A 13,112-nucleotide genomic window follows, 5' to 3' on the forward strand; every position below is an offset into this window, starting at 1 on the left:
CCGCGTACTGGACGTACTTGGCTTTCGCCCGGTGCGGCGAGAGCGCGTGCCAGGCGTCGCGGGGCAGACGGGAGTTTGACGACAGGCCCTAGGGGCGTGACCGGGGTCAGGCCGACGCGTGCCGGGTCAGGAAGGCGCCCACGCGCGGCGAGCGCTGGTGCGGGACCAGGATCCGGGCCGTGCCCGCGACCATGGACCGGATCCGGGTCGACTGGACCTCGGTGAGCAGGTCCAGGACGCGGCCGCCCGCCCAGGCGGCCTCGTCGGGCGCCCCCGCGCGGGCCAGGTCGTCGGCCAGCTCGGCCGTGTAGAGGGCCACGTTCCGCGCGAAGTGCGGGTCCTGGAGGTCGGCGGCGCGGCGGGCGTGCCGGGCCGCCCGCGCGTACTCGCCGAGCGACGCCCAGCACCGGGACTCCAGCGATTCCAGTTCGGCCTCGCCGAAGAAGGACATCCACTCCGGATCGGCCGCCGACGGGCCCCGCGAGAACTCGACGTGCGCCCGGGACAGGGCGTCCTCACAGGCCCTGCGGTCACCGAGCCCCGACCAGCCGCCCGCCTCCCGCAGCGCCAGCAGCGACAGCAGCCGGGGGGAGCCGAGCGAGCGGGCCGCGCGCCGGCCCGCCTGCGCGGCCCGTACCGACTCGCGCGGCCGGCCGCAGTCCCGGGCCAGGAAGGCCATGTTGCTGAACGCGTGCGCCTCCAGCCCGGGGTCGCCCGCGACCCGGGCGGTGGCCAGCGCCTCCGCGTAGTGCGAGCGGGCGTCCTCGAAGCGGCCCGAGTCATGGGCCAGCCAGCCCACCGAGACGGCCAGTTCCCCGGCGCCCGCGTGCAGCCGGTCCTCGGTGGACTGCCGGGAGGCCCCCGCGTCGAGCAGGGCGTACGCGGTGCGCAGAGGTCCGGCCGCACGCCGGTAGAGGGCGTCCGCGCCGTGCCGGTCGTCCAGGAGCCGGATCTGGCGCACCGCGTCCTCGACGGCGGCCGCCTCGGCCTCGCCGGCGCGGGAAGGGAGCCGGCGGGTGTCGCCGAGCAGGGTGAGGCTGAGCGTCGCGGCCGCCACGGTCGCGGAGCCGCCCGCCATGAACGCGCGACGCAGCACGTCGCTCTCCTTGGAACGGTGGATGAGGTGGGTGAGGGCGGGCGGTTCGGGGACGGCGCGCTGCGCGGACCTTCCGCGTACCGTCTCGCGGGGGGAGAAGCCGAGGTCGGCCAGCGTGCGGCCGGGGAACATGTGCAGAAAGACCCGCTCGTAGGCGTAGTTGGGGCAGCGGATCTCGCCCGACTCGACCCGGCCGATGTAACGGGCGTCGCAGGAAACCGTTTCGCCGATCTCCCGCGCGGCCCGGCGCACCATGGCCGCGAACTCGGCCGGGGAGTGAGCTCCGCGCAGCCGCCGGAAGGAGGAGTTGGGTGAGTGGGGGGACGCCGCCATGGACGTGGCCTCTCTGGACAAGCTCGGCAATCTCAGTGGATCCCGGTTGTACTCGCCCGGTGAAGGGCTCCGGCGCGCATGAACGTACCGCCAGCGAGGGCCCGTTCACGCGATGTTTGGCTACAAAACGGATATCTCACCCGCGATCCGCCATGAACTGCCATCCTTTGCGGCGTCTTGCCGCCGCACCTGTTGACGCGCCCGTGCGTTGAACCCATGCGGATACGGATCGAGGAGGGGTTCCCTTGGCGGAGGCCGGCATGGACAACACTGGAACGAACACCGCGCCCGAGCCCGGCGCGACCGCGGTCGACGCCCCCGACCTGGTGACCGTGCCCGCCCGGCAGGGACTGGAGGCCGTCGACATCATCCGGCGCGGCGCCGGTCTCGCCGCCCCCGGCGTCGGCCCCGTCCTGCACGACGGTTCCGGCGGAACCCTCGGCTTCCTCGTCCCGCCCGGCACCGCCGACGCGTGGGACCTGCCCGGCAGCGCCTGTACCCAGACCAACGGACGCGGCATGCGCTTCGGCGATGCCGCTTCGCCCGCCCCGGGCCTGTGCTTCGGCGACGCCGCCTCGCCCACCGCGGGCGTCACCGGCTGGCTGCTCCCGCCCGATGCCGTCGGGCCGGTCACCGACCCGGCGGTGCTGCGCGCCGCGCTCGGCGAGGCCGCCCGGCTCATCGAAGCGGCCGACAACTGCCGCTGAGGCGCTGACCAGCCATAATGGTGGCGTGGCAGGCAAGGGCAAAGGCAAGGGCAGTAGGGGCGGCGGCGGCCCGCGCGGGGGCGCGGAGCCCGTCACCGGGCAGGTGGGCGGCGGCCTGGCGGAGCTGGCGCCCGACCGCGAGCGCTCCCGCGCCTGGACCCTGCTGATCGACGGAGCCCCCCAGTCCCACGTGGACCTGGACGACCCCGGGTACCTGGACTTCTCGTACCAGCGCCGGATCGGGCACCTGATCGACCTCGTCGCGCCCGCCCGGCAGCCCCTGAACGTGGTGCACCTGGGCGGCGGCGCCTTCACCCTGGCCCGCTACACCGCCGCCGCACGCCCCCGCTCCACCCAGCAGGTCGTCGAGATCGACGGCGCCCTGGTGGCCTTCGTACGCGAACACCTGCCGCTGGACCCCCAGGCGCGGATCCGGGTCCGGGCCGTGGACGCCCGGGCGGGCCTGGCCAAGGTCCCCGACGGCTGGGCCGACCTCGTCATCGCCGACGTCTTCAGCGGCGCCCGCACCCCGGCCCACCTGACCAGCACCGAGTTCCTGGACGACGTACGCCGGGCCCTCGCGCCCACCGGCTGGTACGTGGCCAACCTCGCGGACGGTCCGCCGCTGACCCACCTGCGGAGCCAGATCGCCACGGCCGCCTCCCGGTTCGCGGAGCTGGCGCTGGCGGCCGACCCGGTGGTGTGGCGGGGGAAACGCTTCGGCAACGCGGTGCTCGTCGCCGCCGACCGGGAACTGCCGGTCGCCGAGTTCACCCGGCGCGTGGCGAGCGACCCGCACCCCGGGCGGGTGGAACACGGCCGGGCCCTCGCCGACTTCACGGGTGGCGCCGCCCCCGTCGGGGACGCCTCGGCGGTCGCCTCGCCGCAGCCGCCGCCCTCGGTGTTCCGGTAGGGAGCGTTCCGGTAGGGAGCCTTCGGGCGGGCCGGTTTCAGCGCTCGTCGAACTCGACGCGCGGGGCGGTGTCGTGCCAGGTGCAGAACACCGACGACTCCCGCCCGTCCCGGGTGAAGGTGACCCGGATCCACACGTCCTGCTTCCACACCTGCATCCGCCAGCCGGCCTCCGGCGTCGCCGACACCAGCTCCGCCGAGGCGGTCCCGAGATCGAAGACGACCCGGCCGCCCGTGACCGAGTACCCCTTGACCCGGCCGCTCGTGTCCGGCCCCCGCGACGGCCCGGAGCCGGCCGGCGGCGGGGACTTCGGCTTCGCCGCCGGGGCGGAGTCCGAAGGGGCGGAGTCCGACGGAGAAGCCGACGCGGAGGGCGTCGCGGACGGCGACGGCGAGGACGACGGCGAAGCCGACGGAGACGGGGAACCCGGCGGTTCCGCGCCCTGCGTCGAGGACGACAGCGGCAGCGTCGTCAGGGGAACGGCGAGCGGAGGATCGTAGGCCGTCCCGGACATGACGGTGCGGACGCCCCACCACGACAGGGTCACGGCCGCGGCGGTCGCCAGGATCCAGGCCATGGCGTGTACAAGTCCTCGTCGCATCAGGGGACATCCTGCACCACCCGCCCAACAGGTGGCCCGCCACCTCCCGGGGTCCCCCGAATGGACTACCGTGCGGCCATGGCTAGTGTGCTCGTGGTCGAGGACGACCAGTTCGTACGTTCCGCCCTGATCCGGCACCTGACCGAGGCCTCCCACACCGTGCGGAGCGTCGGCACGGCCCTGGAGGCGCTGCGCGAGGTCGCCCACCACCGCTTCGACGTGGTGATACTCGACCTCGGCCTGCCCGACCTCGACGGAGCCGAGGCGCTGAAGATGCTCCGCGGCATCACCGACGTGCCCGTCATCATCGCCACCGCGCGCGACGACGAGGCCGAGATCGTCCGGCTCCTCAACGACGGCGCCGACGACTACCTGACCAAACCCTTCTCCGTCGAGCACCTCTCCGCCCGGATGGCCGCCGTCCTGCGCCGTGCCCGCGCCGCCGGCGCCGAACCCCCCTCGCGCGTGCTGCGCGTCGGCGGACTCGCCATCGACCCGCTGCGCCGCCAGGCCGAACTCGACGGGGCCGTCCTCGACCTCACCAGGCGCGAGTTCGACCTGCTGGCCTTCCTCGCCGGACGGCCCGGGGTGGTCGTCGCCCGCCGCGAACTGCTCGCCGAGGTGTGGCAGCAGTCGTACGGCGACGACCAGACCATCGACGTGCACCTGTCCTGGCTGCGCCGCAAGCTCGGCGAGACCGCCGCCAGCCCCCGCTACCTCCACACGCTGCGCGGCGTGGGCGTCAAGCTGGAGCCGCCGGCGTGAGATGGGCCCTGGTCAAGGTGTGCCTCGCGGTCACCGTGATGGTGGTCGTCGCCTTCGCCGTCCCGCTGGGCATGGTCGTCCAGGAGATGGCCAGCGACCGGGCCATCTCCAACGCCGAACGGCAGGCCGCCACCATGGGGCCCACCCTGTCCATCACCACCGACCCGGTGCAGCTGCGCAAGGCCGTCGAATCCACGCAGATGGGCGCCTCCGGACGGATGGCCGTCCACGTGCCCGCCATCGGCGCCGCCGCCCCCGTCGACATCGGCGACGGCTGGGCGGGCGCGGCCGTCGTGGCCGAGGTCCGCGGCCTCGGCCGGGCGACGACCGCCCACGTCACCGGCGGGGACTACGCCGTGCTCCAGCCCACCGCCCTCGGCTCCGGGGACATCGCGGTGATCGAGATCCTGGTCCCCGAGAACGAGGTCAGCAACGGGGTCACCACCGCCTGGCTCGTCCTCGCCGGCGTCGGCCTCGCCCTGATCGTCGGCTCCGTCGCCGTCGCCGACCGGCTCGGCGCCCGCCTGGTGCGGCCCGCCGAACGGCTCGCGGACGCCGCGCACCAGCTGGGGGAGGGGCGGCTCGGGGCACGGGTGCCCGAGGACGGCCCCAAGGAACTCCGCTCGGCGGCCGTCGCCTTCAACTCGATGGCCGACCAGGTCGTGGAACTCCTCGCCAACGAACGGGAACTCGCCGCCGACCTCTCCCACCGGCTCCGCACGCCCCTGACCGTGCTGCGGCTCAACGCGGCCTCGCTCGGCGACGGTCCCGCCGCCGAACACACCCGGGCCGCCGTGGAACAGCTGGAGCGGGAGGTCGACACGATCATCCGTACCGCCCGCGAACAGCGGCCCGCCTCCCAGGGGCTGGCCGGCGCGGCCGCCGGCGCGGGCGCCGGGTGCGACGCCTCCGAGGTGATCCGCGACCGGATGGGCTTCTGGTCGGCGCTCGCCGAGGACGAGGGCCGCGAGGTCCGGCTCGCCGGCGTGGACCGCGTCGTACGGGTCCCCGTCGCCCGGCCCGAGCTCGCCGCCGCCCTCGACGCCATGCTCGGCAACGTCTTCCGGCACACCCCCGAGGCCACCCCCTTCGCCGTCGACGTCCACGACGCGGGGGACGCCGTCATCGTCCTCGTCTCCGACGCGGGACCCGGCATAGCCGATCCGGACGCCGCCCTGCGGCGCGGCAACGACGGCGGCCGCGACGGCTCGACCGGACTCGGCCTGGACATCGTGCGCCGCGTCGCGGAATCCACCGGCGGTGACGTCCGGCTGGGCCGCTCGGTGCTCGGCGGGACCGAGGTACGGGTGTGGATCGCCCTGGACGACCGGGCCCGCGGCGGGGACCGCGGCGCCTCCGGACGGCGTGGCCGGCGCAAACGGCGGGGCAACTGACGTACCCCGGGGGCGCGCCTCGTGGGAGGCAAGTCCGCAGGTCGGTACGGTCCGCCCCATGGACACCCTCATCTTCGGCGGCCTCCTCGCCACCCTGATCGCCATGTACCGGGAGACGTCCCGGGCGGTGGTGCTCGCTGCCTGGTGGGTCGTGCTGCTCGCCGTGGTCCTGCTGACGGCGCACCACGTCACCGGCGGCCTCGCCCTCACCCTGAGCTACTGACCGTGGTCACGATGAGCACCCTCGCCCCCGAGACCCAGCGCGACAGCGGACTGCTGGGGCGGGCCCAGTACTGGTTCGCGTGCACCTTCGCCGTCGGCTGGACGGCCGTCGTCTGCGGCGGGCTCTTCTACCAGTTCGGCCTGCACGAGTTCCCCTGCCCGCTCTGCATCGTGCAGCGGATGTTCATGCTGCTGGCCGCGCTCGGGGCGGCGTACATCATCCGCACCGCGCTGTGGACCGGAACGGTGACCTCCCGGCACTACATGACGGGGTGGGGCCTGGCACTGATCGCCTCGACCGGAGGGTCCTTCGCGGCGTGGCGGCAGACGATGCTGCACGTCCTGCCGGGCGACAAGGGCTACGGCAGCGAACTGTTCGGGCTGCACCTGTACGTGTGGGCGTGGCTCCTCTTCACCGCCTCGGTCCTCGCGATCGGCGTCGTCCTCGCCTTCGCCCACGTGACGGCCGACCGCGCCGTCCCGGCGAACATCCCCGGCCGGTACCGGATCGTGGGGACGGCCGCCCTCGGCTTCCTCGGGCTGGTGATCATCGCCAACCTGGTGGCCGTCTTCCTGGAGGAGGGCTTCCACTGGTTCCTGCCGGACGACCCGACCCGCTACCAGTTCTTCCACGACATCGGCGTCCTCGGCTAGGAGGTGCCGCCGCGGGCCCGGACGGGGGCGCAGATGTTGCCGCGTCCCCGTCCCGCACGGAGTGTGGGCGTGACGGAAGGAGCCGCGCATGAGAGTCATGCTCCGCGCCCACATGGACACCGCTGCCACCAACGAGGGCATCAAGACCGGATCCCTGCCGCAGACCATCAAGAAGCTGATGGACACGGTCAAGCCGGAGGCCGCCTACTTCGGACTGCACGAGGGCGTGCGGTCCTGCTGGATGGTCTTCGACCTCAAGGACAGCTCGCTGATGCCGTCCCTGGTGGAGGACCTCTTCCTCCAGTTCAACGCCGAGGTCGAGGTCGCCCCCGTCATGAACGCCGAGGACCTGGCGAAGGGGCTCGCCGCGATGAGCGGCGGCCGGTGAGGGCGGCGGCTGGTTCGGTCGGCGGCGGTCGGTGAGGGGCTTTCAGGCGGGGTTGAACCGGTCCCGGCCGGCCGTCGCGAGGGCCAGCGCCGCCGAGACGGTCACCGCCGCGCACGAGACGGCGAACGCGGCCCGGTAGCCGTACGCCGCCGCCAGCGGCCCCGCCACCGCGGCGGCCAGGGCCTGCCCCACGATGAGGCCGCTGCCCACCACCGTCATGGCCTCGCCCATCCGCTCCGCCGGGCCGACCCGCTCCACCAGCCCGAACAGGGCGATGAGGTGCGGGGCGACGGCCAGCCCGATACCGGCGACCGCGAGGGCGGCCCCGGCCGGCCCGGACACCGCGAGGAGCGGCAGCGTCAGCACCGCCTGGATCCCGATCGAGCGGCGCAGCCGCCCGGTCAGGTCGGCCGCGCCCGGCCGGGCCACGGTCGCGAGCCCGGCGAGGGAGCTGGTCACCGCCATCGCGGCCCACACCAGCCCCGCCGTGCCCGGCCGGCCCAGCGCGGCGGCGAGCGCGTTGACGCCCGTGTTGGCGCCGCTCCACGCCGCGCCCTGGAGCGAAGCCAAGGCGAACAGCAGGACCAGGCCCGGCGACCACAGCCGTACGCGGGACCGCCCGGCCGCTGCCGCGACCGGCCCCGGCGCGGTCGGGTGTACGGCGAACAGGGTTCCGAACGCCAGGATCAGGACGGCCGCCAGGACCAGCGCCGAGGCCGGGTGCACCGTCATCGCGAGGATCCCGGCCAGTGCGGGCCCGACCACGAAGCCGACCTCGTCCAGGGTGGTGTCGAAGGACAGGGCGGAGCCGAGCAGGGCCTTGTTCCCCCCGGCCAGGCGGGCCCAGCGGACCCGCGCCAGCGGACCGACCTGGGGGACGGTCAGCCCGGCCGCCACGGCCAGCCCCGTCCGGGCCGCCAGCGGCAGCCCGCCGAGGACGGCGACGACCAGGGCGGTCAGGACGGCCGCGTTCGCGGCGCAGGCCGTGAGCAGCACCGGACGGTGGCCGCGCCGGTCGGCGAGCCGCCCGATGACCGGGCCGCCCAGGGCCTGGCCCAGCCAGAGCGCGGCCGCGACGGTGCCGGCGTCGCCGATGCCGTCGCGCTGGTTGACGAGCAGCAGCGTTCCGATGGGGCAGAGCGCGGCGGGCAGCCGCGCGAGGAACGCGAAGACGGGCAGGGCGGGGCCGCCGAGCGCGAACACCCCGCGGAAACCGCTCGGGGCGGGGGTGGGGGCGGGGGCGGGGCCGGGGGTCTGTGCGGGTGTCCGCGGGGGGTCGGGGAGGCGTGAGGGGTCGGGGGTGCGCGGGGGGTCGGGGGTGCGTGAGGGCGTGTGGTCGGGCATGGGCGGGCAACCTCCAGCCGCACGCCGACCCTCCCGTGTCTCCGGCGCGCGTCGTTGCCCGTTGGGCGGCACGGTAGTGCGGGAACGGGAGCCCCGGTAGCCCCCGCGCGGGGCGTGATCAGGCGGGATCCGCGGAGTTCAGCCGGTGGGCCTGGGCCCGGCCGACCTCGGCGGCGCGGTGGAGGTAGTCGCCGATGACCGCCAGCTCGGCGTCGGAGTAGCGGTCCAGCACGGCGCCGAAGGCCCGGCCGGGCGTGTCCCAGGCGGCGTTGATCCGGTCGCGCGCGGCGGGGGCGAGGGCGACGAGGGAGCGGCGCCGGTCGTGCGGGTCGGCCTGCCGCTCGACGATGCCCGCCTTGACGAGCCGGTCGACGAGACGGGTGGCGGAGCCCGAGGTCAGGCCGGTCAGGCGGGCGATGTCACCGGTGGACACGGGACCCGGCTCCAGGCCGAGGAGGCCGACGCACTGGAGGTCGGTGGGGTGCAGGCCGACGTGGTCGGCCATCGCCTGGCTGAAGAGCGAGTAGTCGGCGTAGTGCCGCTGGCTCTCGGTGACGATGCGCGCGAGCAGCTCGGCGCGGCTCCACTCACCCGTACGGGGGGAATCGGTTGACATCGGTTTCTCCATGCCTCAGATTTAATTGCGTGACACAGAGAATGTATCGCGCAGAGTCTGTGTCACGTACTCAGCTTACCGGGGTCCGTGTCATCGGCCCCCTCACCAGCAGGAGCTCAGCATGTCGATCCTCGTCACCGGCGGCCGCGGCGCCGTCGCCCGTCGCCTCACCGCACTCCTCTCCGAGCGCGGTGTCCCGTACCGCCTCGCCTCGCGCGAGCCGGACACCCCAGACGGGGTGCGCTGCGACCTGGCGGATCCCGATACCTTCCCGGCCGCCCTGGCCGGGGTCCGCTCCGTCTTCCTCTACGCCGAGGCCGCAGGCATCGACGCGTTCGTCCGGGAGGCGGGCGCCGCCGGGGTGGAGCACGTCGTCCTCCTGTCCTCCTCCTCGGTACTGAAGGAGGACGCCGCCGTGAACCCCCTGGCTGCCGCCCACCTCGCCGTCGAAGAGGCCCTGCTGGCCTCCCCGTTGCGCACCACCCTGCTGCGGCCGGGCGCCTTCTCGGCGAACGCCCGGGGCTGGTCCTGGTCCCTCAACTCCGGCCGGCCCGTCCGGCTGCCCTACCCCGGTGCCCATTCGGCCCCGATCCACGAGAGCGACATCGCCGAGGCCGCCCTCACCGTCCTGACCGACCCCGCCCGCGGGGGAGGCGCCCACACCCTGACCGGGCCGCATTCCCTGACGTTCGTGACCCAGCTCGCGATACTCGGCTCCGTCCTCGGCCGGACCCTGCCCTACGAGAGCGTCACCCCCGAGCAGTGGAAGGCCGATGTGGACGGCCACCTGCCAGGCCCCTACGCCGACGCCCTCCTCGGGTACTGGGAGGCCTCCGACGGCCTGCCCGCCGCCACCAGCGACACCGTCGAGCAGCTCACCGGCCATCCGGCCCGGTCCTTCGAAACCTGGGCCGAGGACAATGCCGCCGCGTTCAACTAGCCCGCCGGGAGGCGGCGGAGGTCAGAGCGTGCCCGTCCGGGCCAGGCGGGCGTACCAGCGGGCGCTGGAGCGGGGGGTGCGGGTCTGGGTCTCGTAGTCGACGTGGACGATGCCGAAGCGCTTGCTGTACCCGTAGGACCACTCGAAGTTGTCCATCAGCGACCACAGGAAGTACCCGCCGACCGGGGCGCCGTCCCCGATCGCACGGTGGATCGCCGACAGGTGCTCGCGCAGGTAGCCGATGCGCTGCGGGTCGTGCAGGTCCGGGGCGTACGCGGCCCCGTTCTCGGTGACCAGCAGGGGCAGGCCCGGGGCTTCGGCGGTGAAGCGCATCAGCAGGTCGTAGAGGCCGGTCGGGTCCACCGACCAGTTCATGTCGGTCCGTTCGCCCGGGGGCTGGTGGAAGGCGATGCCGTCCGCCGCCGGCCAGGGGGAGTGCCCACTGGCCCCGTGTCCGTCGGCGCGGGGGCCGCCGGGGGAGGAGGCCGAAACGACCGTCGGGGTGTAGTAGTTCACGCCCAGGAAGCCCAGCGGCTGATGGATGAGAGCCTCGTCGCCCGGCCGGACGAAGGACCAGTCCGTCAGCGCCGCCGTGTCCGCGAGGAGGTCGTCGGGGTAGGCGCCGTGCAGCAGCGGGCCGGTGAAGACGCGGTTCGCGAGGGCGTCGATGCGGCGCCGCGCGTCCAGGTCACCCGTCGAGCCGGTCAGCGGCCGTACCGCGCTCGGGTTGAGCGCGATGCCCGTCCGGACCCCGGAGGGCAGGGCCGCGGCCGCCAGCCCGTGGGCCAGGTTCAGGTGGTGGGCGGCGCGCAGGGCGTCGGCCGGGCTGGTGCGGCCGGGGGCGTGGACCCCGGAGGCGTAGCCGAGGAAGGCGCTGCACCAGGGCTCGTTGAGTGTGGTCCAGAGCCCGACCCGGTCGGCCAGGGCGTCCGCGACCGTTTCCGCGTACCGGGCGAAGGCGTGGGCCGTCTCCCGGGCGGGCCAGCCGCCGGCTTCCTCCAGGTGCTGTGGCAGGTCCCAGTGGTACAGGGTCACGCAGGGCGTGATCCCGTGGGCCAGCAGCTCGTCCACGAGCGCGTCGTAGAAACCGATCCCGCCCGACAGCACGCGCGGCCAGGACACCGAGAATCGGTACGCGCCCAGACCGAGTTCTGCCATCAGCGCGACGTCCTCGCGCCACAGCCGGTGGTGGTCCGTGGCCACGTCACCCGTGTCACCGCCGTGCACCTTGCCCGGAGTACGGCAGAACGTGTCCCAGATCGACGGCCCGCGCAGTCCGGCCGCGCCCTCGATCTGGAACGCGGCCGTGGCCGCCCCCCAGAGGAAGCCCTCCGGGAATCGCAAGTCCCCCACGCCGTTCATCCCTTCACCGCTCCTTGCATGATGCCGCCCACGATCTGGCGGCCGAACACGACGAACACCAGCAGCAGCGGGAGCGTGCCCAGCAGCGCGCCCGCCATGATCACGGACTGGTCGGGGACGTAGCCCCGGCCCAGCCCCGTCAGGGCCACCTGCACCGTCGGGCTGCCGTTCTGGGTCAGCGCGACGATCGGCCAGAAGAAGTCGTTCCACGCCATCACGAAGGTCAGCATCCCGAGGACCGCCATCGCCGGGCGGGCCACCGGGAACACCACGTGCCACACCACCCGCAGCGAACCGGCCCCGTCGGTGCGGGCCGCCTCCACCAGCTCCATCGGCAGCGCCTGGGCCAGGTACTGACGCATGAAGAACACCCCGAAGGCGCACACCAGCGCCGGCAGGATCACCGCCTGGAGCCGGTCGGTCCAGGACAGCTCGGCGACCAGCATGTACAGCGGGACGACGCTCAGCTGCGGCGGGATCAGCATCGTCCCGACCACCAGCGACAGCAGCACCCGGTGTCCCCGGAACCGCAGCCGGGCGAAGGCGAAGCCCGCCAGCGTGGACAGCACCACGGTCGCGGCCGCGACGGTACCGGCGACGAGGACCGTGTTCAGCAGGGCGGTGCCCATGTTGGCGTCGGTCCAGGCGATTCGCAGGTTGCGGCCCAGGTTCCCGCCGAACCAGAACGGCGGCGGGGTCTGCGCCAGCCGCGTGCTGCTCCGGGACGCCACGATCGCCGTCCACACCAGTGGGAACAGCGACCCGGCCGTGAACAGGGCGAGGACGACGTACGTCAGCCTCCCCGCGCGCAGTGAGTTCACCGGCCGGCCCCCCGTCCCCGCAGGAGCCGTGCGGCCCCCGCGATCAGCAGCAGCATCAGGAACATAGCCCAGGCGATCGCCGAGGCCCGTCCGAGATGGAGGTTCACCCAGCCCTGCTCGTACAGGTACAGCCCCAGCGTCTGGAACTGGTGGTCCGAGCCGCCCGTGGCGCCCGCCCCCGCGTTGAACAGCAGCGGCTCGCCGAACAGCTGCGTGGCCCCGATCGTCGAGACGACACACGTGAAGAAGATCGTCGGACGGAGCGAGGGCACCGTCACGTGGACGAACTGCTGCCACCGCGAGGCCCCGTCCAGGGCCGCCGACTCGTACAGCTCTCCGGGCACCGCCTGCATGGCCGCCAGGTAGATCAGCGCGTTGTAGCCCGTCCACCGCCACACCACGATCGCGGACACCGCCAGCTGGGAGGCCAGCGGCCCGTTCTGCCAGTCGACGGCACCGAAACCGACGGCCGACAGCGCCCAGTTGACCATCCCGTAGTCCCGGCCGAAGAGCAGCACGAACACGAGCGTCGCCGCGGCGACCGAGGTCGCGTACGGGGTGAGGACCACCACCCGGAAGAAGGCCGAGCCGCGCATCCTGTAGTTCAGCAGGTGGGCCAGCCCCAGCGCGATCGCCAGCTGCGGCACCGTCGACAGCAGCCCGATGGTGACCGTGTTGCGCAGGGCGTTCCAGAAGAAGGCGTCGTCCCACAGCCGGGTGAAGTTCCGCAGCCCCACCCACGTCATCGTGTCCGGATCGGTCAGCTCCACCTGGTGCAGCGCCGCCCAGCCCGTGTACAGCAGCGGGAACAGCCCGAAGGCGGCGAAGAAGAGGAAGAAGGGTGCCACGAAGGCGTACGGGCTCCAGCGCAGGTCCCACCGGTAGCGGCGCGAGCGCCAGGCCTGCCGCCGGTCGGACCCCGGGCCCCCGGCCCCGTCCGTCCCCTTCCGCACACG

Annotated in this window: 15 protein-coding genes; 8 read left to right on the forward strand and 7 right to left on the reverse strand. The window is 73.9% G+C overall.

Features of this window, described 5'->3' with window-relative positions:
- Positions 1-106: 106 nt before the first annotated feature.
- Positions 107-1,429 carry a tetratricopeptide repeat protein gene (locus ABZZ17_RS31875; RefSeq protein ID WP_356881278.1) on the reverse strand — a complete coding sequence of 441 codons (1,323 nt, stop codon included), beginning with the start codon at positions 1,427-1,429 and terminating at the stop codon, positions 107-109.
- A 260-nt stretch (positions 1,430-1,689) separates the two neighbouring features.
- Between ABZZ17_RS31875 and ABZZ17_RS31880 the strand changes: the two genes are divergently transcribed.
- Together ABZZ17_RS31880 and ABZZ17_RS31885 are read left to right on the forward strand one after the other, a co-directional pair.
- Positions 1,690-2,136: a hypothetical protein gene (locus ABZZ17_RS31880; protein ID WP_356881280.1), complete on the forward strand. Its 447-nt coding sequence runs from the start codon at positions 1,690-1,692 to the stop codon at positions 2,134-2,136.
- 25 nt (positions 2,137-2,161) lie between these two features.
- Positions 2,162-3,049 (forward strand): fused MFS/spermidine synthase, encoded by an 888-nt coding sequence (locus ABZZ17_RS31885; protein ID WP_356881282.1) that lies wholly within the window; start codon positions 2,162-2,164, stop codon positions 3,047-3,049.
- A 37-nt stretch (positions 3,050-3,086) separates the two neighbouring features.
- On the opposite strand, the gene ABZZ17_RS31890 is transcribed toward ABZZ17_RS31885, so the two are convergent.
- Complete coding sequence (locus tag ABZZ17_RS31890) at positions 3,087-3,650, reverse strand: hypothetical protein (protein WP_356881284.1); 564 nt, start codon at positions 3,648-3,650, stop codon at positions 3,087-3,089.
- 78 nt (positions 3,651-3,728) lie between these two features.
- On the opposite strand from ABZZ17_RS31890, the gene ABZZ17_RS31895 reads away from it, so the two are divergent.
- From ABZZ17_RS31895 to ABZZ17_RS31915, 5 genes are all read left to right on the forward strand, one after another.
- Entirely contained in the window at positions 3,729-4,415 is a 687-nt protein-coding gene (locus ABZZ17_RS31895; protein WP_281206476.1) for a response regulator transcription factor, read from the forward strand.
- Positions 4,412-5,809 carry a HAMP domain-containing sensor histidine kinase gene (locus ABZZ17_RS31900; protein ID WP_356881286.1) on the forward strand — a complete coding sequence of 466 codons (1,398 nt, stop codon included), beginning with the start codon at positions 4,412-4,414 and terminating at the stop codon, positions 5,807-5,809. Before ABZZ17_RS31895 ends, ABZZ17_RS31900 begins: the two co-directional genes overlap by 4 nt.
- Positions 5,810-5,867: 58 nt before the next feature.
- Complete coding sequence (locus ABZZ17_RS31905) at positions 5,868-6,032, forward strand: DUF5993 family protein (protein ID WP_356881288.1); 165 nt, start codon at positions 5,868-5,870, stop codon at positions 6,030-6,032.
- 11 nt (positions 6,033-6,043) lie between these two features.
- A complete protein-coding gene (locus tag ABZZ17_RS31910) occupies positions 6,044-6,685 on the forward strand; it encodes a disulfide bond formation protein B (protein WP_356881290.1) in 642 nt (213 codons plus the stop codon).
- Positions 6,686-6,773: 88 nt separating this feature from the next.
- Positions 6,774-7,073 (forward strand): hypothetical protein, encoded by a 300-nt coding sequence (locus ABZZ17_RS31915; RefSeq protein ID WP_356881292.1) that lies wholly within the window; start codon positions 6,774-6,776, stop codon positions 7,071-7,073.
- A 42-nt stretch (positions 7,074-7,115) separates the two neighbouring features.
- Here the strand turns inward: ABZZ17_RS31915 and ABZZ17_RS31920 are convergent, their stop codons facing one another.
- Entirely contained in the window at positions 7,116-8,417 is a 1,302-nt protein-coding gene (locus tag ABZZ17_RS31920) for an MFS transporter (protein WP_356881294.1), read from the reverse strand.
- Between the two features lie 118 nt (positions 8,418-8,535).
- On the reverse strand, positions 8,536-9,033 hold the full coding sequence (locus tag ABZZ17_RS31925; protein WP_356881296.1) for a MarR family transcriptional regulator: 498 nt from the start codon (positions 9,031-9,033) through the stop codon (positions 8,536-8,538).
- A gap of 121 nt (positions 9,034-9,154) precedes the next feature.
- On the opposite strand from ABZZ17_RS31925, the gene ABZZ17_RS31930 reads away from it, so the two are divergent.
- Positions 9,155-9,973 carry an NAD(P)H-binding protein gene (locus tag ABZZ17_RS31930; RefSeq protein ID WP_356881298.1) on the forward strand — a complete coding sequence of 273 codons (819 nt, stop codon included), beginning with the start codon at positions 9,155-9,157 and terminating at the stop codon, positions 9,971-9,973.
- Between the two features lie 21 nt (positions 9,974-9,994).
- Here the strand turns inward: ABZZ17_RS31930 and ABZZ17_RS31935 are convergent, their stop codons facing one another.
- From ABZZ17_RS31935 to ABZZ17_RS31945, 3 genes are read right to left on the reverse strand one after another with little or no spacing between them, the layout of a single operon-like run.
- Positions 9,995-11,335: a GH1 family beta-glucosidase gene (locus ABZZ17_RS31935; protein ID WP_356881301.1), complete on the reverse strand. Its 1,341-nt coding sequence runs from the start codon at positions 11,333-11,335 to the stop codon at positions 9,995-9,997.
- A complete protein-coding gene (locus tag ABZZ17_RS31940) occupies positions 11,332-12,156 on the reverse strand; it encodes a carbohydrate ABC transporter permease (protein ID WP_356881303.1) in 825 nt (274 codons plus the stop codon). The genes ABZZ17_RS31935 and ABZZ17_RS31940 overlap by 4 nt, the downstream gene beginning before the upstream one ends.
- Positions 12,153-13,109 (reverse strand): sugar ABC transporter permease, encoded by a 957-nt coding sequence (locus tag ABZZ17_RS31945; RefSeq protein WP_356881366.1) that lies wholly within the window; start codon positions 13,107-13,109, stop codon positions 12,153-12,155. Before ABZZ17_RS31945 ends, ABZZ17_RS31940 begins: the two co-directional genes overlap by 4 nt.
- Between the last annotated feature and the right edge of the window lie 3 nt (positions 13,110-13,112).

This window comes from Streptomyces sp. NPDC006512 (assembly GCF_040611935.1).
GTDB lineage: Bacteria > Actinomycetota > Actinomycetes > Streptomycetales > Streptomycetaceae > Streptomyces.

Excerpts from the sequence above, each read along its gene's own strand:
- ABZZ17_RS31875 (WP_356881278.1), bottom strand. The coding sequence starts at position 1,429 with ATGGCGGCGTCCCCCCACTCACCCAACTCCTCCTTCCGGCGGCTGCGC.
- ABZZ17_RS31880 (WP_356881280.1), top strand. The coding sequence starts at position 1,690 with ATGGACAACACTGGAACGAACACCGCGCCCGAGCCCGGCGCGACCGCG.
- ABZZ17_RS31890 (WP_356881284.1), bottom strand. The coding sequence starts at position 3,650 with ATGCGACGAGGACTTGTACACGCCATGGCCTGGATCCTGGCGACCGCC.
- ABZZ17_RS31895 (WP_281206476.1), top strand. The coding sequence starts at position 3,729 with ATGGCTAGTGTGCTCGTGGTCGAGGACGACCAGTTCGTACGTTCCGCC.
- ABZZ17_RS31905 (WP_356881288.1), top strand. The coding sequence starts at position 5,868 with ATGGACACCCTCATCTTCGGCGGCCTCCTCGCCACCCTGATCGCCATG.
- ABZZ17_RS31910 (WP_356881290.1), top strand. The coding sequence starts at position 6,044 with ATGAGCACCCTCGCCCCCGAGACCCAGCGCGACAGCGGACTGCTGGGG.
- ABZZ17_RS31915 (WP_356881292.1), top strand. The coding sequence starts at position 6,774 with ATGAGAGTCATGCTCCGCGCCCACATGGACACCGCTGCCACCAACGAG.
- ABZZ17_RS31920 (WP_356881294.1), bottom strand. The coding sequence starts at position 8,417 with ATGCCCGACCACACGCCCTCACGCACCCCCGACCCCCCGCGCACCCCC.
- ABZZ17_RS31925 (WP_356881296.1), bottom strand. The coding sequence starts at position 9,033 with ATGTCAACCGATTCCCCCCGTACGGGTGAGTGGAGCCGCGCCGAGCTG.
- ABZZ17_RS31930 (WP_356881298.1), top strand. The coding sequence starts at position 9,155 with ATGTCGATCCTCGTCACCGGCGGCCGCGGCGCCGTCGCCCGTCGCCTC.
- ABZZ17_RS31935 (WP_356881301.1), bottom strand. The coding sequence starts at position 11,335 with ATGAACGGCGTGGGGGACTTGCGATTCCCGGAGGGCTTCCTCTGGGGG.